This is a genomic window from Catenulispora subtropica (genome assembly GCF_039531675.1).
Lineage (GTDB): Bacteria > Actinomycetota > Actinomycetes > Streptomycetales > Catenulisporaceae > Catenulispora > Catenulispora subtropica.
The window spans coordinates 1-25,411 of sequence record NZ_BAAAQM010000010.1; the positions used below are offsets into that span (position 1 = coordinate 1).

Annotated in this window: 8 protein-coding genes; 7 read left to right on the forward strand and 1 reads right to left on the reverse strand. The window is 73.2% G+C overall.

Annotated elements, in window-relative coordinates; all coding sequences use genetic code 11:
* Positions 1-51: 51 nt before the first annotated feature.
* Entirely contained in the window at positions 52-747 is a 696-nt protein-coding gene (locus ABD466_RS11005) for a helix-turn-helix transcriptional regulator (RefSeq protein WP_344656873.1), read from the reverse strand.
* Between the two features lie 480 nt (positions 748-1,227).
* Between ABD466_RS11005 and ABD466_RS11010 the strand changes: the two genes are divergently transcribed.
* The 7 genes from ABD466_RS11010 to ABD466_RS11040 are packed head-to-tail and all read left to right on the forward strand — an operon-like array spanning position 1,228 to position 25,400.
* On the forward strand, positions 1,228-2,715 hold the full coding sequence (locus tag ABD466_RS11010; protein WP_344656874.1) for a cupin domain-containing protein: 1,488 nt from the start codon (positions 1,228-1,230) through the stop codon (positions 2,713-2,715).
* Positions 2,708-5,023 carry an amino acid adenylation domain-containing protein gene (locus tag ABD466_RS11015; protein ID WP_344656875.1) on the forward strand — a complete coding sequence of 772 codons (2,316 nt, stop codon included), beginning with the start codon at positions 2,708-2,710 and terminating at the stop codon, positions 5,021-5,023. The genes ABD466_RS11010 and ABD466_RS11015 overlap by 8 nt, the downstream gene beginning before the upstream one ends.
* Complete coding sequence (locus ABD466_RS11020; RefSeq protein ID WP_344656876.1) at positions 5,020-6,018, forward strand: hypothetical protein; 999 nt, start codon at positions 5,020-5,022, stop codon at positions 6,016-6,018. Before ABD466_RS11015 ends, ABD466_RS11020 begins: the two co-directional genes overlap by 4 nt.
* Positions 6,015-11,216, forward strand: coding sequence for an amino acid adenylation domain-containing protein (locus tag ABD466_RS11025; RefSeq protein ID WP_344656877.1), 5,202 nt, complete (start codon positions 6,015-6,017; stop codon positions 11,214-11,216). Before ABD466_RS11020 ends, ABD466_RS11025 begins: the two co-directional genes overlap by 4 nt.
* Positions 11,213-20,875: a non-ribosomal peptide synthetase gene (locus ABD466_RS11030; RefSeq protein ID WP_344656878.1), complete on the forward strand. Its 9,663-nt coding sequence runs from the start codon at positions 11,213-11,215 to the stop codon at positions 20,873-20,875. The genes ABD466_RS11025 and ABD466_RS11030 overlap by 4 nt, the downstream gene beginning before the upstream one ends.
* Positions 20,872-24,585 (forward strand): thioester reductase domain-containing protein, encoded by a 3,714-nt coding sequence (locus ABD466_RS11035; RefSeq protein ID WP_344656879.1) that lies wholly within the window; start codon positions 20,872-20,874, stop codon positions 24,583-24,585. Before ABD466_RS11030 ends, ABD466_RS11035 begins: the two co-directional genes overlap by 4 nt.
* Entirely contained in the window at positions 24,582-25,400 is an 819-nt protein-coding gene (locus ABD466_RS11040) for a thioesterase II family protein (RefSeq protein ID WP_344656880.1), read from the forward strand. The genes ABD466_RS11035 and ABD466_RS11040 overlap by 4 nt, the downstream gene beginning before the upstream one ends.
* Positions 25,401-25,411 lie beyond the last annotated feature (11 nt).

Sequence of the window (25,411 nt, forward strand, 5' to 3'; positions counted from 1 at the left end):
CCCGGACAGCCGGGACACTCCAGGCTGCCCGTACTCACCTGCATTTTCCGGTTAGACGAGTCCCCGTTTCGCCGCGGCCACCCCCGCTTCGAAGCGGCTCGACGCGTGCAGGCGATCGCACAGCGCCGTCACCCGCCGGCGATAGGTCCGTACCGAGATCTCCAGCCGCCGCGCCGCCTGTTCGTCCTTCAACCCGGCCGACAGACATCGTAGGATCCGTACTTCCAGCTGCGAAAGCTGCGACAGCGCTCCGACCGACGGCGCGGACGCCGGACGCGCGTGGTGGAAGGCCCAGGTCGCGACCGCGAGAACGGCGGGCGACCGGGACACCGTGCGCTCCCAGTCCGGGCGGTCGTGCCGCTTGGGCAGCACCACCGCCGTCGAATCGACCACGGCCAGCCACGTGGTCAGCCCCGGCAGCACCCGTACCTCGACGCCGGGTCTCGGCCGGAGCCCGGGCGGCGCGAGAGGTCCCATCGCCATGGGGTCCGTGCTCGGGCCCGGGGCGTCCAGCACCTTCGGCGCCGGGCGCGAGGCCCGTTCGATCTGGAGCAGCTGTCCGGTCTGGGGCGGGTTCTTCAGGAACGACTCCTCCACCTCGCTCAGGCAGTTGAGGATCTCGCGGTCCGCTCGTGCGAGGACGCGCTCGCAGTCATACCGGCCCAGTACGTCGTCCACCGCGGCGTGCAGCCGCGCGGCGAGGTCGAAGCCGCCGGCCGGATCCGCGGCGAGCGCGGTTTCAGCCATGGGTACATTCGCACCTCCGAGCATCGATGCAACCCCTCCCAAAGGGCAGATCCATTGGCCTCGCGAGATTCGTCCCGGGCCGCGTGCCCCCGCTGCCGAGCGCGCCGTGCTTGCGTACGGGCCGGTGCCGGGCCCGATCCGGCTTCCGGCCGCCCTCCGGTGGTCTGGGCCTCACGGGCGGGCTGACTCGGTGCATTACCTCGCATGATGACCAGGCGGGGGACCGGCGGCAAGACTGACATACCCGATTGCGAGTCGTGTAAGAGCACGTATATGACGATGGCGCAGATGGCGGGCCTCAAGGGGTTCGGGCGATGACCACAAGTCGCCATCGGCGGCCGATCCACCGGTGTTGGCCACTAGTGGGCAAACGCTTGCTGTACGTCATAACCCCTGATGAGGATGCGTCTCGTGCCGCGGTTGAATCACCGCCGGGCAGCGATCGAGGAAACCGTCCGCAGACATCGCAAGGGGGACATCGTGACTCTGATTCCCAGAACCAAGCCCGGCGAGTACTCCGTGGAACTACCCGCGGAGTTCTCCGTCGCCGAGCTGGCCGACTATCTCAGCGTCTACTGCGCCAACCCGCTCTTCCGCAGCGCGCGGTTCGAGGAACTGGAGATCGACGACGATCCCTACCGCCGCCCGGTGCGTCCCGAGGATCTCAGCTTCCTGCGCTACGACCGGCCCTTCGGCCGCCCCGACGCCTCGCAGCTGTCCGCCCTGATCGGGCACCGGATGCTGCTGAACATCCACGACACCGCCAAGCCGATGTTCGCCGAGAAGATGACCCCGGAGCGCTGGGAGGAGTACCGGCTGTTCTACGGCGAGCGCAACCGGGTCCTGGGCGAACTGGTGCGGCCGCTGCTCGAGAGGCACGTGTTCGGCTTCGTCCACGACACCGTCGCGGAACAGACCGCCGACGCGCCCGAGCCCGGAACCGCGTCCCTGCGCGGGCTGCTCGCCGACCTCGCCGACCGGCGGTCCCATGCCGCCGAAGAGGTCCTCGACCTGGTCGCCGGAGCCGGAGCCGTCGCCGAGGCCGCCAAGATGACCGCGGTCCAGCTCCTGGCCGGCACCATCAACGCCCCGCTGCGCATCAGCCCACTGATGCTCACCGCCGCCACCGACGGCGCGGGCGGGGCTCACGCGGCCCTGACGGCCACCCACCGCGAACCGCACCGGGTCGACGCCGTCCTGGGCGCCGTCCTGGACGCCTGCGGATTCGGCGCCCAGCCGCACCGCTACTACCAGTACTACCTGCCCTCGACCCTGGCCGCGATGAACTACCTCAACGCGACCGCCCGTGACCACGGCCGCGTCTTCGAGTTCCTCGGCGCGATGTGCGTCCGCACCCTCGACTCCCTCGCCCTGATCGGCGGCCACGGCGCCCGCCTGGCCGAACTGGCCGCCTCCGCGGCTTCCGCCGGCCCCGCCGACACCGCGCAGACCGAGGCCGCGCTGGCCCCCGCCGCGCCGGAGGCCGAGACCGCCGCGGCGATCGAGGAGATCACCCGCACCGTCCTGGAGCCGCTGGCCCACCGCTTCGGCGCGCCGGCGCTGGCCGCCTTCGACCGCGGCGCCCGCGAGTACGCGCTGCTGCTGGACGTCCACCACGACGACCTGACGGTCCAGCTGCGCTTCATCGACAGCTCCGAGGCGTACCGCGCCAAGGCCGAACGGCTGCAGGCCGCCATCGACGAGCACCGGATCCCGGTCGCCCTGGACACGTTCGTCGAGTCCTGGGAGGAGTGCTCGACCACGCACGTGCACGACGACGACCGGCTGCTGGTCATCGAGAGCGGCGAGATGGAGTTCTGGAACTGCTTCTCCGGCACGCACAAGTTCCGCCCGGGCGACAAGATCTTCATCCCCAAGCACCGCCTGCACGGCTCGGTCGTGCTGTCCGGCGAATGCGTCTACCACCAGCCGGTGATCGACGCCGACTTGGACCGCCGCTATGGCTGAGCCGATCACCCCGCTGCTGCCGGACATCCCCGGCAAGCGGCTGTTCCGCGCCGACCGCCCCGAGCTGCCGCAGGACGCGCCGGCCTGGCTGGCCCAGGCCACCGAGGCGTTCCGCGCGGACGTCGGCCACGCCGAGTACCCGTGCCACTTCGGCCGCAACGCCTTGAACCTCGGCGAGCTGTTCGGCACCTGGGTCGGGGAGGACGGCGACCTGTCGGCGCTGCGCGACGACCTCGCCGCCTTCCTGGACGCGACCCGGCCGTTCGCGAACCGCCGCATGGCGTTGTCGGCCTTCTTCGCCCCCGAGAGCGGACCCGCCGACCACGCCGCCCACGGCCGCCGGTTCTGGACGGTGCTGCGGCAGCTGCGGGACGCCGACGACCGCGCCTGGCCCGACGAGATCCCGACCGCGCCGGAGCACAACCGCTGGGAGTTCTCGTTCCACGGCGTCCCGATGTTCGTGTTCGCGGCGGCCCCGACCCACGTCGCCCGCCGCAGCCGGAACCTGGGGCCCGGCCTGGTGATCCTGTTCCAGCCGCGCAACGTCTTCGCCGGCATCGAGGGCGGCACCCCGGCCGGGATCGTCGCGCGCCGGAGGATCCGTGAGCGGCTGGCCGTCTGGGACACCGTCGAGCCGCATCCCTTCCTGGGGGACTACGGCGACCCTTCGAACTTCGAATGGAAGCAGTACTACATCACCGACGCCGACGGCGAGGCGATGTACGAGGCCTGTCCGCTCAATCACGGGTTCCCCGAGGCCGACGCCGACGCCGACGCCGACGCCGAGGCCGTCGCCGACGCCCACGGCTTCGTCCACAGGCAGGTCGAACAGCAGGCGGCGAAGACCCCGGCCGCGGTGGCCGTCATCGCCGGCGACGAGGTCCTCGACTACCGCACTCTGGACCGGCGCGCCAACCGCCTGGCCCACACCCTGATCGCCGAGGGCGTCCGCCCCGAGCACCGGGTGGGCGTCATCGCCGAACGGAGCGCCGACACGGTCGTCGCCCTGCTCGGCGTGCTGAAGGCCGGAGCCGCCTACGTCCCCGTCGACCCCGCGCTGCCGGAGGACCGCAGGGTCCTGATGCTGGACGAGTCCGGTGTGGACGTGGTCGTGGCCGCCGGCCGGCTGTTCGGGCAGGTCCCGGTCGGACCGCGCCGGCTGGTCGCCGCCGACGGCGCCGGCCGGCCGGCCGAGACGCCGCCGGCGGATGCGGCCGTGCCGGACAACCTCGCCTACGTCCTCTACACCTCCGGTTCCACCGGCGTCCCCAAGGGCGTCATGGTCACCCATCGCCAACTCGCCCTGGCCACGCTGGCGCAGCGCGTGCCCGAGCGGCCCGCGCCCGAGGCGTTCCTGCTGCCGATCTCGTTCTCGTTCGACGCTTCGGGCGTGGGCCTGTGGTGGACGCTGACCAGCGGCGGCGCGCTGATCATCCCGGCCGACGGCGACCACCGGGACCCGGGACGCCTCCGGGAGCTGATCCAGCTCTACGGAGCCACCCACACCGACTGCACGCCCGCGCTCTACGACCTGATCCTCGGCGACGATCCGACGCCGTTGGCCAGCCTGCGCTGCGCCATCGTCGGCGGCGAGGTGCTGCCCCCGGCCCTGGCGGCCCGGCATCGCGAACTGCTGCCGGAGTGCCTGCTGGAGAACAACTACGGGCCGACCGAAGTCGCGGTCTGGGCCGTCACCCACCTGCTGCGTCGCGACGACGACCCGCCCGGCGACCGGGTGCCGATCGGCGAGGCCATCGCCTGCACCAGGGCTCATGTCCTGGACGACACCCTGGCCCCGGCCGCCGACGGGGACGTCGCAGAGCTCTTCCTCGGCGGCGGCAACGTCGCCCGCGGCTACCAGCTGCGTCCCGGCCTGACCGCCGAGCGCTTTCTGCCCGATCCGGACCCGTCGACCCCGGGCGCCCGGATGTACCGCACCGGCGATCTGGTGCGCCGCACCGAGGCCGGGCTGCTGGAGTTCCACGGCCGGGCCGACTCGCAGGTCAAGGTGCGCGGTCACCGGGTCGAGCTGGGCGAGGTCGAGGCGGCGTTGCGGGCCCATCCGGACGTCGTCGAGGCCGCCGCCGCGCTGCGCACCGTCGCGGGCGAACCGGTTCTGGTGGCCTACCTCGGCCTGGCCCCCGGCGCGGAGCTCTCGGACGTCGCCCTGCGCGCCCACCTCGCACCGCGGCTGCCCGTCTCGTTCCTGCCCTCGCGGATCGTCCGGCTGGCCGAGCTGCCCCGGCACGCCAACGGCAAGCTCGACCGGGCCGCGCTGCCCGACCCGGCGCCGGAGGCCGCGCGATGAAGCTCGTGATGCTGCGGCCCGCGCATCTGCCCACCGATGTCGGCTCCCTGCGACAAGGCCCGGTCACCGAGGCGGTCGCCGAACTCGGCCCGCTGGTCGCGGCGCGAGCGCTGAGCGACGTCGAACTGCTGGCGCGGCTGGACGCCGTGCCGGTGCGCCCGGCCGGTATCAAGCTCGACCGGTCGGCGTTCACCGGGACCCTGCCCCGCAAGGAGCAGCACTTCGCGGTCCACGACGGCTTCTTCGGGGTCTTCCGCTCCGCCGACGCCGCGACCGAGTTGCTCGCCCACTGCACGCTGGTCGGCTACCGCACCGTCCTGCGCGAGGCCCACCGTTGCGGGGCGACGCTGAACGACGAGCAGTGGGGCCGGCTGCGGCACGGGATCGAGGCCTGCATCGCCTACATCCTCGGCCTGCCGGTCGGCGAGCCGCGGCCGGCGCCGGTGCCGGCCGGGACCGCGCCGCTGGACCCGCACCGGCGCTGGCGCAGCGGCCACCACGTGTTCTTCCCGCTGATCCAGGCCATCACGCTGGGACTGAGCTGTTTCCAGGCGGCCGTGAACGCGGGCGACGCCGACGCGGCGGACGAGGCCCTGACGTTCGCCACGACGGTCATGTACGCGTCCGGCGACGCCATGCGCTTCGCCTCCGACTTCCGGCCTCCGGACTACAGCGGCGCCGTCCGCCCCGCCATGGCGCCGCCCTATCTCCCGGTCGGGCTCTCCGGCGTCATGTCCGAGGACCACGACCTGCTCATCCGGCGCTTCCGCGAGCTGCGCGAGGTCTTCCCGACCCTGGACGGCCGGCTGGCCGTACGGCGCGAGGCGTTCATCACGGCGGTCGAGGCCACGTACGACGCCCACAAGGGCGTGTGCGCGAAGTTCGACGGCGAGCACGTCGTGAGCCTGCGCATGAGTGCCGACAGCGCCGCCAAGGCAGTCGGGGTCCTGGAACAGCTCGAACGCTCCCGCCTCAACACCCTGAGGTCGACATGACCACCGCCGAGACCGAGACCCTCGCCGAACTGCTGGCCCGCCGAGGAGGCGAACAGCCGTCGCGCGAAGCCCTGACGTTCCTGGGCGACGACGGGAACGCGACCGCGCTCACGTACGCGGACCTGGACGCCCGGGCCCGGGCCATCGCCGCCGTGCTCTCCGAGACGTGCCGCGCCGGTGATCGCGCGTTGCTGCTGTACCCGCCGGGTCCCGAGTACATCGCGGGGTTCTTCGGATGCCTGTACGCCGGGGTCATCGCGGTGCCCGCCTATCCGCCCCTGGACGCCCGGCAGGCCGCGCGGCTGACCGGCATCGCCGCCGACGCCACACCGTCCGCCGTGCTCACCGAGGCAGCGTTCCTCAACCTCGCCCGCGACCTGCTCGACCCGGTGATGCGCGACACCGGCGGGAAAGCCGCGTGGATCGCCACGGACACCGCCGCCGCGAACGACGAGCGGCGGATCCGGCACAACGCCGAGCGCATCGCGTTCCTCCAGTACACGTCGGGCTCCACGGGCCGGCCCAAGGGCGTCGTGGTCACCCACGCCAACCTGCTGCACAACTCGGCCTTCATCCGCGACCGCTTCGGCCACACCGCCGCCAGCCGAGGCGTCATCTGGCTGCCGCCCTACCACGACATGGGCCTGATCGGCGGGATCCTGCAGCCGGTCTACGCCGGCTTCCCGGTGACGCTGATGTCCCCGCTGAGCTTCCTGCGGGAGCCGCTGCGGTGGCTGCGTGCCGTGTCCGACTGGGGCGCGACCACCAGCGGCGGGCCGAACTTCGCCTACGACCTCGCGGTGCGCAAGACGACGCCGGAGCAGCGGGAGGCGCTGGACCTGAGCTCGTGGACGGTCGCGTTCACCGGCGCGGAACAGGTACGGCCGGCGACGCTGGACGCGTTCGCCGAGGCCTTCGCCGTGGCCGGGTTCCGCAGGCGTGCCTACTTCCCGTGCTACGGCCTGGCCGAGGCCACCCTGATGGTGACCGGGGTGCGCTTCGACGCCGATCCCGAGGTCACGGCCTTCGCCGCCGACGCGCTGACGGTCGGCCGTGCCGAACCGGCGGCCGACGACGAGCCCGCTCGGTGGCTGGTGTCCTGCGGCACGCCTCCGGCGGACGGCGCCGTCGCCGTCGTCAACCCGGACGACGGTGCGCCGGTCGAGGAGGGGACGATCGGCGAGATCACCGTCTCGGGGCCCTCGGTGGCCGCCGGATACTGGGGCGGCCGAGACGCTGAGGTCTTCGCCGGCGATCGGGTCCGCACGGGTGACGTGGGATTCCTGCACCGCGGCGGGCTCTACGTCACGGGACGTCGCAAGGACCTGATCATCGTCCGCGGGCGCAACATCGCTCCCGACGACGTCGAGCTGATCGCCGCCGGCGCCCACCCGGCACTGCGTCCCGGCTGCGGCGCCGCGATCGCCGTCGAGGCGGACGGCGCGGAACAGCTGGCGGTCGTGCACGAGGTGCAGGGCCCCAAGCCGCTGCCCCTCGCCGAGATCGCCGCCGCCATCCGCACCGCGGTGCTGGGAGCACATTCCGTGGCGGCGAGCCGGATCGTGTTGCTGAGCAAGGGCGGACTGCCGAAGACCTCCAGCGGGAAGGTGCGGCGGTCCGAGTGCCGGAGAGCCCTGGCCGCCGGCGAGCTCCCCGTGCTGTTCGACGATGCCGCGGCCGAGCATCCGGAGCCCACGGCACCGGAGCCGGAGCGGCTGGTCCTGGCCGACGTCCTGCGGGCCGCGGCGGCGAAGTCACTGGGGGTGGCAGCCGATTCCCTCGACGTCGATGTGCCGCTGGCCGCCTCGGGACTGGACTCGGTCAAAGCCGCCGAGCTGGCGGTCCACGCCGAAGCCGCGGGATGGCGCCTGCACCTGCCGGACCTGATGTCGGGCGCGGCTGTCCGGACCCTGGTTCACTCGGCGGCCGTCGCCGAAGCCGACGCGGACACGACCACCGACGCCCTGACCGCCGGCGAACGCGCCATGTGGTTCCTCCATCGGTTGGCCCCCGGCTCCACCGCCTACCACCTCGGGCACGCGGTGGACATCGTCGGCCCCTTCGACCCGACGGCTTTCGCAACCGCCTTGGACACGGCCGTCGTCCGCCACGCCGCACTGCGCACCCGCTTCGGCGTTCGCGACGGCGAACCGTACCGGGTCATCGGACAGCCCTCCGTCGACTGGGCATCGGTCGACGCCTCCACCTGGACGCCGACCCGCCTGGACCAGGCCGTCCAAGCGCTGATCGACGAGCCCTTCGATCTGGAGACGGGACCGCTGTGGCGGATCCGGCACTGGCGTCTGGGCGCCGAACAGCACGTCCTGGCGCTCGCCGTGCATCACATCACGGCGGACCTGTGGTCTCTGACCGCGCTGGTCCGGGCGCTGCTCATCGCTCCGGAGACGTCGGACGGCCATCCGGCGACCATGGGTGCCGCGGTCCGGGCCGAGCACTCCTACCTCGCTTCCGCCGAAGCACGGCAAGCCCTCGACCGCTGGCGGCACCGTCTGGCCGATCCTCCGGAACCGCTCGATCTGCCCACCGACCGGCCCCGCCCGGCGGTTCAAGGCTTCCGTGGCGCCCGCCACCTGCACGACCTGGCACCGGAGACGGTCCGGGCTGTCGACGCGCTCGCCGCGTCCGAACACGTCTCGCCCTACGCCGTCCTGCTCGCCGCCTACGCCTGGCTCCTCCACGCCTACACCGGCGCCTCCGATCTCGTCATAGGTGCACCGGCGCCGGGCCGGCTGACCGCGGGGACCGCCGACGTGCTCGGTCTCGCCGTCAACGTGGTGCCGGTGCGGTGCCGACTCGACGCCGCCGACACGTTCGTCGAAACGGTCCGGCACGTCGCCTCCCGCCTGCGTGAAGCCCTCGCCGGACAACGGATCCCGTTGCCACACCTGGTCGAGATGGCGCATCCGGACCGCGACCCCGGCCGGAGCCCGCTGTTCCAGACGTTGTTCGCCCTCCAGCAGGCGCCGGCCGGCGATCCGGTGGCCGCGTTCCTGCTCGACGCGGGTTCTCTGGACGCCGGCCCCCTGCACGTGAGCTCCCGCCGCGTCGAGACCACCGGTGCGCAGCTCGATCTGTCGCTGGAGCTCGTCCGCACCGGGGAGACCCTGCGCTGCGGCCTCACCTACGACACCGCGCTCTGGGACGCCGACACCGCCGCTCGCTTCACCGACCATTTCGGCACGTTGCTCGCCCATGCTGTCACCGATCCGGCGACCACCGCCGAGCAGATCGACCTGCTGTCGTCCCGCGAGCGCTCTGCCGTGACGGCCGACTGGAACGCACGCCGCGTACCGGTAGCCCGTGAGTTGCTGCATGAAGCCGTCGACCGCCACGCGCAGCTGACCCCGCACGCCATCGCGGTCCGTGACGGCGACCGCGACATCTCCTATGGCCGCCTCATGCGGTGGACCGACACCTTGGCGGCTCGTCTCCGGCAGCTCGGAGCCGGACCGGAGGACCGGATCGGGCTGCTCGCCGACCGTTCCGCCGAGTTCATCGCCGCGGCGATCGCCGTGATGAAGGCCGGCGCGGCCTATGTGCCCCTCGACACCGATCACCCCGACGCGCGCCTCGTCGCCCTTGCCGACGACGCCGGTATCAGTCTTCTCATAGGACGCGGGCCGTACGCCGCCGAGCTGGCACGTGCCACGGGACGCACCATCGCGCTGGTCGACCCGGCCGAGCCAGCCGAACCGGTAGAAGCAGCCGAAGCGTTGCCCGCACCTGGCGCCACCGCGCGTCCGGACAACGCGGCCTACGTCATGTACACCTCGGGTTCGACCGGCGAGCCGAAGGGCGTCTGCGTTACGCACGTCGGCGTCGTGAATCTGCTCGACGAGCTCGCGGCTCAGGCCGGCGACCTGTGCGCGTGGTGGACCAGCGGCGGATTCGACGTCTCCGTGTTCGAGATCTTCGGCGCGTTGCGATCCGGCGCGACGGTCGACGTCGTACCGGCCGCCGTCCGTCCCCACGCCGACCGCTACGTGGACTGGCTCGCCGAGCGCCGGATCACCCACGCCTACGTCCCACCGTTCGCCCTGAGCGCCCTGGAAGCCCAGATCTCGCGGCTCTCCCTCCGGCGCCTCATCGTGAGCGTCGAACCGACCCCCGAGCCGCTGCTCCGCCGCATCGTCGCCGGACGCCCCGGCCTGGCGGTGGTCAACGGCTACGGCCCGACCGAGGCCACCATCTTCGCGACCTTGCACCACCTCGATCCGGACGGCTCCGGCACCGGCATGGTGCCGATCGGCCGCGCCGTCCAGAACTGCCCGGCCCGGGTGCTCGACGCCGCGGGCCGGCTCGTCCCGGTCGGCGTGCCGGGGGAGTTGTCCGTCGGCGGTGCCGGGCTGGCCCGCGGCTACCTCGGACGCCCCGCGGCGACCGCCGAAGCCTTCGTGCCGGATCCGTTCGCCGACCTCCCCGGGGCCCGGATGTACCGCACCGGCGACGTCGTGCGTTACCGGCCGGACGGCCGTCTCAGGTTCCTGGGACGCCGCGACCAGCAGGTCAAGGTACGCGGTGTGCGGATCGAGCTCGGCGAGGTCCAGGCCGCCCTGGCCGCGCAGCCGGAGGTGGCGTCGGCCCTCGTCGTCCTGCGACCGATCGGCGGGCAGCCGGTGCTGGTCGGATACGTGGTGCCGGACGCCGCGACGTCTCCGCCGCGGACCATGCCCGATCTCCGCGCCCGCCTGCGGGCCGTGCTGCCGGCTCCGATGGTCCCCTCCGCCGTCGTCGTCCTCGACGCCTGGCCGGTGACCGTCAACGGCAAGCTCGACCGCCGCGCTCTGCCCCTGCCGGAGGCCGCCCGGGCCCTGGCCTTCGAAGCGCCGGCTGACGACCGCGAGCGCACCGTCGCCGCCATCATCGGCGAACTGCTCGGCGGCCGCCGCGTCGGGCGCCATGACGACTTCTTCGACCTGGGCGGCCATTCCCTGGTGGCCGCACAGGCCGCTCTCCGGATCGGCGCCGCGCTCGAGCTCGACGTGCCTGTCGTCGCCCTGTTCAGCCACCCGACCGTCGCGGGTCTGGCCGAAGCCCTGGCGGCGGCGGTCCCGGCGTCCGCACCGATCACCGCCCTGCCCCGCGCCCACGACGATCCCGCCGCCCTCGCCGCGCGCATCGCCGCGCTGCCCGACGCGATCGTCCAGCTGCTGACCGACGAAGTGAGTGGAGCATGACCGACCTGTCAGCGCCGCGCCGCCAGCTGGCCGAGCGCCTGCACGCCGACGCCGAACGCGGCGTGACGACGTTCCCGGCGACCGCCGCGCAACGCCGCATCTGGCTTCTGCACCACCTGGCTCCGCGCAGCTCGCGCTACACCATGCCGGCCGCCCTGCGCCTGCGCGGCGACCTGGACCTGGCCGCTCTCCAGCGCGCGCTCAGCACGATCGCCACCCGCCACGAGGCTCTGCGCACCACCTTCCCCGCCATCGACGGGATACCGGTCCAGCAGGTCCACGCCGAGGCCCGCATCCGCCTGGAGGTCCGCGAGCGCAACGGTGTCGAGCCGTCGGACGCCCTCCGCGCAGCCGTCGCAGAGCCCTTCGACCTCGACACCGGTCCGCTGACCCGCGCCATCCTGTGGCCGATCGAAGCCCACGAGCACCTACTGCTGATCGCCGTCCATCACATCGCCGCAGACGCCTGGTCCCTGCCGATCCTGCTCGCCGATCTGGCCGCCGCCTACCGCGCCGAGCACGACGGCACCGCCCTGTCCCTCGCGCCGCTCCCCATCCAGGGCGGCGATTACGCGGTCTGGGAAGCCGGCGCCGACGCCCGCGCCCAGGCCGACGCCGCCGCCGAGTACTGGCGGCACGCCCTCGCCGATCCGCCGGAGCCGTTGGACCTCCCGGCCGATCAGCCTCGCCCCGCCCAGGAGACCGGTCCCGCCGCGACCCACCGCACCGTGATCCCGCCGCACACCACACGGCGGTTGCGAGCCCTGGCCGGCGATGCGCGCACCACCCTGTTCACCGTCCTGCACGCCGGACTCGCCGCGGTTCTCCACCGGTTCACGGGCGCCCGCGACCTGGTCATCGGCGTCCCGGTCTCCGGGCGGACGCGCCTGGAGACCGCCGCCCTCGTCGGCTGCTTCGTCAACACCCTGCCCCTCCGGACTGTTTGTGACCCCGCCACCAGCTTCGCGGCCCTGCTGGACCAGGTCCGCGACCGCAGCCGGGAAGCCCTGACGCACCAGGCCGCGCCGCTCGAGCGGATCATCGCGGAATCCGGCGTCGCACGGGTCCCGGGCCGCGCACCGTTGTTCGACGTCGGACTGACCACGCAGACCCGGCTCGACCTTTCCGAGCTGTTCGCCGGACTGCACGCCGAGCCGGTCCCGATCGACGCCGCGGACGCCAAGTTCGACCTCGGGTGCCTGATCGAGGAAGACGGCGACACCCTGCGGATCGAGTGGGAGTACCGCGCCGACCTGCTCGATGCCGCCACGGCCCGATCACTGGCCGACAGCCTCACCACGCTCCTGACCGACGCCGCCACCGACCCGAGGCGGCTCATCAGCGACCTGTCACTGGTCTCAGATCCGGCCGAGCGGTATGACAGCACGCCGACCCGGAGCACCGACACCATCATCGACTTGTTCCGGGCAGCCGTGACCGCGAACCCGGAAGCGCCGGCGATCGTCGACGGCGACCGCACGCTCAGCTACCGCGATCTGGACCGCGTCACCAACCAGATCGCGCGGGCACTGCGCGAGCGAGGCGTCGTCCTGGAGACCCCGGTCGGCGTGTGTCTGCCGCGCTCCGCGGACTTCGCCGTGGCGTGCCTGGCAGTGGTGAAGGCCGGCGGACACTATGTGCCCCTGGACTCGGGATATCCACGGCAGCGCCTGGAACTCATGCTCGCCGACGCGGGCATCGCCCATGCGATCACGACGGCGCCGGGTCCTGAGTTCCTCGCCCCGACCGACCCGCTGTTCATCGACCAGCGTGACACCTGGGCCGAGCAGCCTGACGATCCCCTGGATCCGGCCCCGCACCCTGACACGCTTGCCGCCCAACTCTTCACCTCCGGCTCCACCGGCCGCCCGAAAGCGGTCGCGCTGACCCACCGAGGTGTCGTCGACCTGGTCCGGCCGGGCGATTACAGCGGCCTGGGCCCGGATCGGAGCCTGCTGTGGCTGTCGTCGGTGTCGTTCGACGCCGCCACGTGGGAGATCTGGGGCACGCTGCTCCACGGCGCGCGCGGCGTCGTCCACCCCGAGCTGGCCTTCACGGCCCCGGCCATCGGTGCGGCGATCCGGGAGCACGGCGTCACCGCGGCGGTCATGGCCACAGCCCTGTTCCACGCGATCGTCGACGAGGACCCGGCCGCGCTGCGCGGCCTGCGCACCGTGTTGATCGGCGGTGAGGCGCTGTCGGTACCGCACGTGCGCCGCGCCCTGGCCGCTGCGCCCGGGCTGACCGTCGTCAACGGGTACGGTCCGGCCGAGGCCACCACCTGCGTCACCGCGCACCCGGTCTCCGGGGATAGCCCTGATCTCAGCAGGCTGCCGAGCATTCCGATCGGCCGGCCCGTCAACGGCAGCCACGTGGTACTGCGCGACGCCGACGGCCGCCCGGTTCCGCCCGGCGCGGTCGGCGAGGTGTGGATCAGCGGTCCCGGACTGGCCCGCGGCTACACCGGCCGAGCCGCTCTGACGGCCGAGCGCTTCGTGCCCGGACCGGACGGCAGCCGCTGGTATCGGACCGGGGATCTGGCACGCCGGCTCGGCGACGGCACCCTGCTGTTCCGCGGACGCGACGACACACAGGTCAAGATCCGCGGCCACCGCGTCGAACCGCAGGAGGTCGAGGCCGCTCTCACTCGGCATCCCGCCGTCTCGGCGGCCACCGTGATCGCCCACCGGCTTTCGGCCACGGACAACCGGCTGGCCGCCTACGTGGTCGCGGCCGACACCGTCGACATCGCCGAGCTGCGAGCGTGGGTGACCTCGGTTCTGCCGGACTACTTCGTGCCGGCCTCGCTGACGGCCGTCGAGACCATCCCCTTGACCCGCAACGGCAAGGTCGACCCCGCGCGCCTGCCGATGCCGCAATGGGCCGAACACGCCGACGCCGTCCGCCGGAGCCGGCGGCGTACCGAAACCGAGGACGCCCTGGCTCAGATCTGGGCCGAGCTGCTCGGCGTGGATCCGGCCGCCATCGGTCCCGACGACGACTTCTTCGACCTCGGTGGGCACTCGCTGCTCGCCTCGCGCCTGGTCTCGCGCCTGGCCGCGCGGCTCGGTGTCGCCGTCGACCTGGTCGACGTGTTCACCCGCACGACACTCGCGGCTCTGGCAGAGGCGGTCGCCGCCGCCGAGGCGGGTCCCACGGCCGGCGGCATCGAGCCGGGCCCGCGTCCGGCGCCGCTGTCGTACGCCCAAGAGCGGTTGTGGTTCCTGTCGCGCTTGGAGCCTGATTCACCGGCGTATCACCTGCCGCTGTCGGTGCGGATCAACGGGGCATTGGACGCTGAGCGGCTGGCCGCCGCCTGGCATACCGTCGTCACCCGCCATGACGCCCTGCGCTCGATCATCGAGGAACGAGACGAAGAGCTCTTTCAGGTGCTCGTCGAACCGGGAGCTCTGCGGTGCGTCGACGCCGCCGACGATCCAGCCCTCGCCGATCGCCTGGTGTCCGAAGCCGCCCGCCGGCCCTTCGACCTGATGCACGAGGCCCCGGTTCGTGCGCTGCTCGTTCGCGTCGGCGAGCGGGAGCACGTGTTCTCGGCCGTGGTCCACCACATCGCCGCGGACGGCTGGTCGGCGGCGATCCTCGCCGAGGAGATCGGCGCAGCCTACGCGGGCCGGGCCGAGGCCACCACCGATCCCGTCGTCCAGTACGGCGACTTCGCGCACTGGCAGCGGACCCGGATGACCGGCGAGACCCTGGACGCACTCACCGCCTTCTGGCGCTCCGAACTCGACGGTGCTCCGCTGGCTCTGGAGCTGCCGACGGATCGCCCCCGTCCGCCGCGCCAGCGGTTCGACGGGGCCTCGGTGCCGTTCGGAGTCCCGGCGGCGTTGGCGGCCCATATCAGGACCCTGGCCGCATCCGAGGGCTGCACCGAGTTCATGGTGCTCTCGACCGCCTTCGGCGCGATGCTGTCGGCCTACAGCGGCCAGCATGACCTGCTGTTCGCGACGCCGGTCGCCGGCCGGCCGCACCCGGACGTCGAACGCACGGTCGGCAGTTTCGCCAACACCGTGGTGCTGCGCGCCGACCTGTCCGGAACGCCCACCGCGCGAGAGCTGCTCGCTCGCACACGACGCGCGTGCCTGGCGGCGTTCACCCACCAGGAGCTGCCGTTCGAGAAGCTCGTCGAAGCGCTGGCCCCTGAGCGGGACCTGGCGCGGAACCCCGTAGTGCAGACGATGCTCGCGCTGAACAACACCGTGCCGCCGCGCCTGGACCTGCCCGGACTGCGAGTCCGGCCCCTGTCGGCCGCGTTGCCGGTCGCGCGGTTCGACCTGGCGCTGTGGCTCACCGACGGCGCAGACCCGAGCGAGGGCCGAAGCGACGGCCACGACGATGACGAAGGCGGTGACGGCGATGTCGGTGATGGCGCTGGCGGCGATGGCAGCCGTGGCGGCGAAGGCGGCCATGGTGGTCTCGGCGGTGTCGGCGAAGGCCGCGCTGGTGGTGATGGTCGCGGCGGGAGCGGGGGAATCAGCGGCTTCTGTGAATTCGACACGGCGTTGTTCGACGAGCAGACCGTGCGCCGCATGCTCGGGCAGCTCGTCGCCCTCCTGGAGGCGATGACCGCCGACCCGGACGTCGTGCTCGAAACGGTTCTCGCGCAAGCCGATACCCGGCGCCTGAGCGCTTGGGGTGACGGACCCGCGCCCCTGGCCGGCGAACCGGTGCTCACCGCGGTCGCACGGTGGGCGGCCGCGGAGCCGGCCCGGCCCGCGATCGCCGCCGAAGACGGTTCGGTGTGGACCTACGGGCAGGTGTGGTGGGCCGCCGGACAGGTGGCGGCCCGTCTGGGGTCGAGGCCCGGCGCGACGGTCGGAATCTGCGCCGCCCGCACACCCGCCGCCGTCGCGGCGCTGCTCGGGTGTTGGCTCGCGGGCGCGGCGTACGTGCCGCTGGATCCGTCGGCGCCCGAAGCCCGCCTGCGGCGGATGGCGGAGATCGCCGGCCTCACGACGGTGCTGTCCGACCGCGAGTCGGTCGGCCGGGTCACGTTCGCTTCGGTGATCCTCATCGACGACCTCGCCGATCCGTCCCGTGCTGCCGGCGGCGAGCCGGCGGCCGCCGCGACCTCTGTCGCACCGATCGCCGATCCGGCCTACGTCCTGTTCACCTCCGGCAGCACCGGCGAGCCGAAGGGCGTCGCCGTCCCCCACGCTGCCCTGACCACCTTCCTCGCCGCGATGACCGGTCACGAACCCGGCCTGTCCGCGCGCAGCAGCCTGGTCGCCGTCACGCCGTTCACCTTCGACATCGCAGCCCTCGAACTCTTCGGTCCGCTCGTGTCCGGCGCCTGCGTCACCCTCGCCGACACCGCCACCGCGCACGACGGTGTCGCCCTGGCCCGCCTGATGGAAGCCGCCGACTGCGACGTGCTGCAGGGCACCCCGGCGACCTGGCGGCTTCTGCTCGACGCCGGATGGCGCCCCGGCGCGGGCTTCCGAGCCCTGTGCGGCGGCGAGGCGTTGCCCCCCGCGCTGGCGTCCGAGCTGCTGAAGCACGGCGCGGAAGTGTGGAACCTCTACGGGCCGACCGAAACCACCGTCTGGTCCACGGTGGCGCGCGTGGACGATCCCGATCACATCGGTATCGGCCGCCCCATCCCGGGCACCGCGATCAGGCTGGCGCGTGCCACAGGCGCTCCGGTACCCGTCGGCGCCGTCGGTGAGCTGTGGATCTCCGGAGCCGGCCTCGCCCTCGGCTACGCCGCCCGGCCCGCGGCCACCGCCGAACGCTTCGTCCCGGCCGCCGACGGAGCCCGGTGGTACCGGACCGGTGACCTGGCACGGTACGACCACACCGGCCGCCTGATCCACCTCGGCCGCGCGGACACGCAGCTCAAGATCCGTGGCCACCGTGTCGAGCCCGGCGAAGCCGAATCGGCCCTCACCACGCACCCGGGTGTGTCCGCCGCTGCCGTCGTGGCGCGCGAAGGGCGTCTCGTCGGTTACTACGTCCCGGACGCCACAGCCGCCCGGCAGCCGGATGCCCCGGTCCTGAAGAGGCATCTCAGTAGTCTGCTGCCCGCCTACCTCATCCCCGACCTGTTGCTTCCGCTGCCCGAACTCCCCTTGACACCCCACGGCAAACTCGACCGCAACGCGCTGGCCGCGCTCCCGATCCGGCGCGCCGCGGCCGCGGCCGACCTCGGCCCCCGCGACGGGCTGGAAGCCGTCGTCGTCCAGATCTGGTCCGACATCCTGGGCCACGCCGTGACCGGCGACGACGACTTCTTCGCCGCCGGCGGGCACTCGTTGGACGCCGCCCACGCGGCGACCCGGATGTCGGCGGCGCTCGGGCTGGAGATCCCGGTCCTGGCAGTATTCGAAAACCCTCGTCCGACCGCCGTCGCGGACTGGGTCCGGACCCGAACCGCCGGGCCCGCCGATCCGATCCCGGTTCTGCCGGGCGACGGTCCGTTCGCGCTGTCGTCGGCGCAGGAGCGGCTGTGGTTCCTGGCCGAGTACGCCCCGGAGTCTCCGGCGTACAACGTGCCGATCGCCGCTCGCCTCGCCGGGCCGCTGGACGTCGCCGGTCTGCGCCGGGCCTTGAACACGCTCGTCGCCAGGCACCCGGCGCTGCGCACCGTGTTCGAGGGTGCCGACGGCCGGGCCACACAGCGTCAGCTCCCGCCCGCCGAAGCAGCGCTGGCGGTCATCGACCTCAGCGGAGTCCCCGATGCCGCCGGCCAGGCCGCGGGCCTCGCCGACGCCGCCGCCACCCGGCCGTTCCGGCTCGCCGAGGGCGAACCACCGTTCCGCGCCACGCTGATCCGGACGGCGGAGCACGATCACGTGCTGGTCCTGCTGCTGCACCACATCGTGGCCGACGGCTGGTCCGTGTCCGTGCTGGCGCGCGACTTGGCCGCCGCCTACTCCGGAGCCGAACTCACCGAACCCGAGCTGCGGCACAGCGACTACGCCGCCTGGCAGCGCGGCCGGTCAGCGCGCGCCGCCGGCCAGCTCACCCGGCGCCGCGAGGAACTCGCCGGGGCTCCGCACACGCTCGAGCTGCCCGCCGACCGGCCCCGGCCTCCCGAACGCCGGCACCGTGGCAGAACCCTGCCTCTGGATGTCGACGACGCACTCACGGAGCGGATCAGGGCCCTGGCGCGGGACGCCGGCGCCACCGAGTTCATGGTGCTGCTGGCCGCCTTCGCCGCCGCCCTGACCCGGTTCAGCGGTCAGGAGGACCTCCTGATCGGCACGCCGGCGGCGAACCGCACCGCGCCGGGAGCGGCCGACGTCGTCGGGCTGTTCGCCGAGACGCTCGTCCTGCGGGCCGACACTTCGGGCGATCCCACCGTGCGCGACCTGCTGGCCCGGTCCCGCCGCGCCTGCCTCGACGCGTACGCCGCGCCGGACGTCGCGTTCGAGACGCTGGTCGAGGCGATGGCCCCGCAGCGCGACCCGGCGCGCAGCCCGCTGTTCCAGGTGATGATCGCGCTGAACAACGCGGCGGGGGCGCTGCCGGACCTGCCCGGCCTGGAGGTGGAACCGGTGGCGGTGCCGAACCGGACCGCCAAGTTCGACGTCGTCCTGAACCTGGTCGACACGCCGCACGGCATCACCGGTGGCCTGGAGTTCGACACCGATGTCTACGCGGCCCCGTTGATGGCTCTGTTCGCCGAGCACTTCGTCCGGATCCTGGAGGCGTTCACCGCCGATCCCGACCAGCCGTTGTCCGCGATCAGCACCCTGAGCCCGGCCGAGGAGCAGACCTGGCTGCGCGACTTCAACCGCGTCCCGGGCGACTACGACCCGCTGGTGTGCCTGCACACCCTGGTCGAGGCGCAGGCCGCCGCCACACCCGACGCCGTCGCGGTCTCCATGGCGACCGAGCCCGGGGTTCCTCGTCCCCGGCTCACCTTCGCCGAGCTCGAGAGCCGCGCCAACCGGCTCGCCCGGCATCTCGTGCGCCACGGCGTGCGGCCCGACGACGTGGTCGGCGTCGCCCTGCCGCGCAGTCTGGAAATGGTGGTCGCGCAGTACGCGATCCTCAAGGCCGGCGCCGGATTCCTCCCGCTGGACCCGGCGCAGCCGGCCGCCCGGCTGGCCGACATCCTCGGCGACGCCGACGCCCGTTTGGTCGTGACCGACAGCGACGGTGACAGCGTCCTGCCCCAGGAGCCGGGGCGGATCCACATCGACGGGCCCGAGTGGCAGAGCGAGGACGCCACGCCGCCGGAGGTGGCCGTCACGCCGGGACACCTGGCGTACGTCGTCTACACGTCCGGGTCCACCGGCAAGCCCAAAGGCGTGCAGATCGAGCACCGCGCCATCTGCAACAACCTGCTGTGGATGCAGCAGGACTGGCCGCTCGACGCCTCGGACCGGATGCTGCACAAGACCACGACGACGTTCGACGTCGCGGTCAAGGAAGTCTTCTGGCCGCTGATGGCCGGCGCGGAACTCGTGCTGGCCAAGCCCGGCAGTCAGCGCGACCCCGACTACCTGGTCGAGCTGATCGAGGACGCCGGGATCACCATCACGCACTTCGTGCCGTCGATGCTCGAACTCGCGCTGGAGGCACTCGACGCCGGCGGCGCCACGTTCCCGCGTTCGCTGCGGTACGTCATGTGCGGAGCGGAGACCTTGCCGGTCGCGACGCAGGAAGCGTTCTTCGCGCACGGTTCGGCGGACCTGCTGCACATGTACGGGCCCACCGAGACCGCGATCGCCGTCACCGGCTGGACCTGCAAGCGGGCCCAGTCGCGCGGCCGGGTGCCGCTCGGCGTCCCGATGCCGCTGGTCGAGCTCTACGTGCTGGACCGCCACGGGCGTCCGGTTCCGCCTGGTGTCTGGGGCGAGCTCCACGTCGGAGGGGCGTCGCTCGGCCGCGGCTACCTCGGCCGCGCGGGCGAGACGGCCGCGGCGTTCGTGCCCGACGAGTTCTCCGGACGGCGCGGGGCCCGGCTGTACCGGACCGGCGACGTCGTCCGGCACGGACCGGACGGACTGCTGGAGTTCCGCGGCCGGGCCGACAACCAGATCAAGATCCGCGGCTTCCGGGTCGAGCTCGGCGAGATCGAGGCCGCGCTGGCCGCCGAACCGGACGTGCGGCAGGCCGCCGCCGTGCTGCGCGGACGCGGGGCCGACGCCCGCCTGATCGGCTACGCCGTGCCCGCTCCCGGCGGCGACCTCGACGCCGAGGATCTGCGCCGCCGGCTGCGCGGCCGCCTGCCGGACTACATGGTCCCGGCCGACATCATGGTCCTGACGGCGATGCCGCTCGGCGACAACGCCAAGGTCGACCGCGCCGCCCTGCCCGAGCCCGCGCCCCGGCGTCGGACCGGCCCCGCCGTCGCCCCGCGCGACGAGTACGAGGCCGCCGTCGCCGAGGTCTGGGCCGAGATCCTCGGCACCGGGGCGGTCGGCGTCGACGACGACTTCTTCGTGCTGGGCGGCAACTCGCTGCAGGCCGCACGCATCGCCGCCCGGCTGCGGGAGCGCTTCGCGTGCGAGCTGAGGTTGCGCGACGTGTTCGTGGAACCCACGGTCGCCGGGATCGCCCGGCTGCTGCGCGACGCCGGCCAGACCACCGCCATCAAGCGGCAGGAGCGCCGCGCCCGCCCCGCTCCGGCTGCCCAGTCCGCCCAGTCCGCCCATTCGCCGCAGTTTGGGAGAAGGCTGTCATGACCACACTTCAAGTGCCCACCGGGCTCGACGCCGCCGCGCCGGACGTGTTCCCGCTGTCCTTCGCGCAGGAGCGGATCTGGTTCCTGGAGCAACTCGATCCAGGCAGCGCCGCCTTCACGATCACCGCCGCCCTGCGGGTCCGCGGCCGCCTCGACGCCGCCGCGCTGGACCGGGCGCTGGCCGCCCTGGCCGGCCGGCACGAGGTGCTGCGGACCCGGTTCGACCACGACGGGACCGCGCCGGTGCAGCTCATCGCGCCGGAAGCGGAGGCGGTGCTGCGCATCGTCGATGTCAGCGGTCTGCCCCTGGACGCGGCCCGGGCCGCGGCCGAGGCCGTCGCGGCGGGACAGGCGCAGTCGTCGTTCGACCTGCGTCAGGGCCCGATGATGCGCGCCGGGCTGGTGCGGGTCTCCGCGGACGAGGGCCTGCTGCTGATCGTGCTGCACCACACGGTCTGCGACGGCTGGTCTGCCGACCTGCTGGTCCGCGACCTGGTCGAGCTGTATCGGGCGGAAGTCCGGGGGACCGCTCCGGATCTGCCCGAGCTGCCGATCCAGTACGCGGACTTCGCGGTCTGGCAGCGTGAGACGCTCGCCGACAGCGGTCTGGACGAGCAGCTCGCGTACTGGAAGCAGGCGCTGTCCGGCATCCCGCGCGTCCTGGACCTGCCGACCGACCGCCCGCGTCCCCCGGAGCAGGACTTCGGCGGCGCGATGGTGTCCCGCGAACTCGGCCCGGACCGTGCCGCGACGCTGATCGACGCGGCCCGAGCCGAGGGCGCGACCCCGTTCATGCTGCTGCTGGCCGCATACCAGGCCGTCCTCGCCCGCCGCTCCGGCCAACCCGCCTTCATGATCGGCACCCCGGTCTCCGGCCGCACCCGCCCCGAGACCGCCGACCTCCTCGGCTGCTTCATCAACATGCTGGCCCTCCCGGCCGACGCCACCGGCGACCCGACCATGCGCGACCTCCTGACCCGGGTCCGCCACACCTGCCTCGACGGCTACGCCCACCAGGACCTGCCCTTCGAGCACCTGGTGACCGAACTCGACCCGCCCCGCGACCTCGGCCGCGCACCCCTGGCCCAAGTCCTGCTGGCGGTCCAGGACGGCCTGTCGGGCACCGTCGAGATCGACGGGGCGACGCTGACCCCCGCCCCGGTCGCCAGCGGGGTGGCGAGCTACGACCTGACGTTGGACGCCCAGCTTGCGCCCGAGGGCTTCCGGCTGAATCTGGTCTACGCGACGGCGCTGTTCGAGGCGGCGACGGTCGAGGAGGTCCTCGACGACGTCGTCAGGGTGCTGACCGCGATGGGGGAGAGCCTCGGGACGCGGCTGTCGGAGCTGCCGATCGGCTCGGGGCCGGCCGTCGCCGAAGCGAGCGCGGACGAGGCGCGGAGAGTGGCCGCCGAGGTGCTCGGGATCTCCGAAGTCCGATTCGGCCAGCCTGTCGCCGCCCTGCCGGAACTCGCCGGACCGGTGGCGATCTGCGTGCGCGACGAGGCGAGTCGGGCCGACGCGCGCCGCGCCGCGTGCCTGCGCGGCGTGCCGTTCCTGGAACTCGATGCCGATGCACCTGTCGCCTACCTGGCACGCCACCTCGGCTCGGCGACAGCCGTCCTTTCGGACCGCCATGACCTGGCCGCACTGCCGATCCCGGTGCTTGCCGTGCCGGAGGCCGACACCTCCACGTCGGACCGCCAAGACCAGGCCGGTCCGCCGATTCCGGTGCTCGCCCCTCCGGCCGCCGATCCTGCTACTCCGGCGCAGATCAGCCATGATCTGGTCTTCCCACTGCGGTCCCTGACCGGAGCCCCCACCATCGGCCTCACCGACTTCACCGGCCGGCCGGCGCTGCCCGGGGCCCGCGGCGAACTCTGGTTCTCCGGCGCCGCCGAACCCCTCTACCACCTCGCCGGCCCCGCCCGCACCGCCGAGATCCTCACGCCCGCCCCGAACGGCGCCCGCCGTCTCCACACCGGTCGCACCGCTCGCCTCGTCGACGGCACCATCGAGCTCCTCGACCCGCCAGACCTGTCAGAGCTCGAATCAGCCCTGAGCGCCCATCCCGAAGTCATCGCCTCGGCCGCTGTCCTCACCCCCGCCGGTGAAACCGTCGCCGTCCACGCGCCCGAGACCGTCACCGATCTCGCCGACCACCTCGCCGCCGAGCTCCCCGCGCGCCTCCTCCCCGACCGCTACCTCGGTCTCCCCGAGCTGCCGGACACTCCGGAGGCCCTGCTCGCCGCCACCGCCCAGCGCACCAGCGGCTACGAAGGCGCGGTCCGCCCCCGCACGCACCTCGAACGCGCGATCCTCGACTGCTTCGGGACCGCCCTCGACCGTCGCGACATCGGCATCCACGACGACTTCTTCGAAGCCGGCGGCACATCCCTCACCGCCGCGCGGCTGATCGTCGCGCTGCCGGAGGCCGTCGGCATGCCGGTGCCGCTGAAGACGCTGTTCACGCACTCCACCGTCGCCTCGCTCGCCGCCGCCCTCGAAGGCCCCGACGGCCCCGGCGCCCCCGACAGCGCGGTGGAGTCCGCGCTCCGGGACGAGCAGCTGCCGGCCGCCATCGTCCCGGCCGCCACGCCGCGCCCCGCGCCGGCGAACGGCGGGCTCGGCCGCGTCCTGCTCACCGGCGGCACCGGCTTCCTCGGCGGCCACATGATCGCCGAGCTGCTGCGCAACGGCGCCACCGAAGTCGTGTGCCTGGTGCGCGGTGCGGACCCGGCCGAGCGGCTGGCGGCGAACCTCGCCGACTACGACCAGCACGACGTCGACTTCAGCAAACTGACGATCCTGCCCGGCGACCTCACCCTGCCGAGGTTCGGCCTCGACGAGGCCGGCTTCGCCGAACTCGCCGACCGCCTCGACGTCATCTACCACTGCGCCGCGCACATGAACTTCATCCTGCCCTACCGCGTGCTGCGCGCCCCCAACGTCGTCGGCACCACCGAGATCCTGCGCCTGGCCTGCACCGGCCGCCCGACACCGGTCCACTACATCTCGACCATCGACATGCGCGTCGGCGACGTGCTGCCCGAGCGCCCCGGCCCGCTCGACGCCGGGACGTCAGACGGCTACGTGCTCAGCAAGAAGACCGGCGAGCACCTGGTCCTCGAAGCGGGGCGGCGCGGCCTGCCGGTCGGCGTCTACCGCCCCTGGCTGATCACCGGCGCCACCGGCACCGGCGCGGTCGGCGTCCGCGACCAGCTCGCACTGTGCCTCGCCGGCAGCCTGATCGCCGGCCTGATGCCCGAGGACACCCCGATCCCCCTGCACGTCCTCCCGGTGGACCTGGTCTCCGCCGCCATCGTCCGCCTGTCCCGCCTGGCCCCGCGCCCCAACCCGGTGCACCAGTTCTACAACCCGCAGATCGCCCCGATGAAGTCGATCCACGAGTACCTCACCCAGACCGGCTACCGCTTCGACACCGTGCCCTACGCACAGTGGCGCGTGCAGCTCGCCCGCCGCACCGCCGGCCGCCTGGACGGACTCGCCGCCCTCCTGTCCATCGACGGCCCCATGAACGGCGACCCGGACGTCGTCGAGATCGGCAACACCCTCAGCGGCCTGGACGGCGACGCCGGCTTCCCCGCCATCGACGTCGACTACGTCGCCAAGACCGTCGCCTTCCTGGTCCGCCAGGGCATGGTCCCAGAACTGAACAGCCCCACCGCGAGCGGAAACGGTGAGGCCCGATGACGACCGGCATCCCCGGCCCCTGGTTCCGCCGCGCCGGCGACCCGGCTGCCGCCGCCACCGACGCTGCCGCCGCCTCCCCCTCCACCTGCCTTACCGACACCCGCCTCTTCTGCCTCCCACACGCCGGCTCCGGCCCGGCCCGCTACCTCGCCTGGGCCGACCGCCTCGACGGCGTCGACCTGATCGGCGTCTGCCTGCCCGGCCACGAACGGCGCATCGCCGAACCACCCCTGCGCCGTGTCGCAGACATCGTCGACGCCCTCGCCGACGCCATGGCACCGCACCTCGACCGGCCCTTCGCCCTGTTCGGCCACAGCTTCGGCGGTCTCCTCTCCTACGAACTCGCCCGCCGCCTCGAAGCCGCCGGCGCCCGGCCGCTCCACGTCTTCATATCCGGCGCCGCCCCCGAACCGCCGCGCGCCCCCGAACCCCCGGTCGCCACCCTCACCGACGACGCCTTCCTCGCCCGCGTCCGCGCGCTCGGCGGCCTCGACCCCGACGTCCTCGCCCATCCCGACCTCGTCGACCTCGTCCTCCCGGCGCTGCGCGCCGACTACGAGGCCGCCGAGGCCCACACCTGGGACCCCGCCGCGGCGGTGACCGCACCCGTCACCGCGCTCGGCGGACTGCACGACCCCGCAGCACCACCGGGCGCCCTGATCGCCTGGGGGCGGCACACCGCCGGACCGTTCAGCCGCGTCACCCTCCCCGGCGGCCACTTCGCCCTGTTCGACCAGGAGCACAACGTGCTCCGCACCGTCCGGACCACCCTGATCGCGGCCGCCCGGGCCACCCACGCGGCCGGCCGCACCTGAAGGAGGCAGCA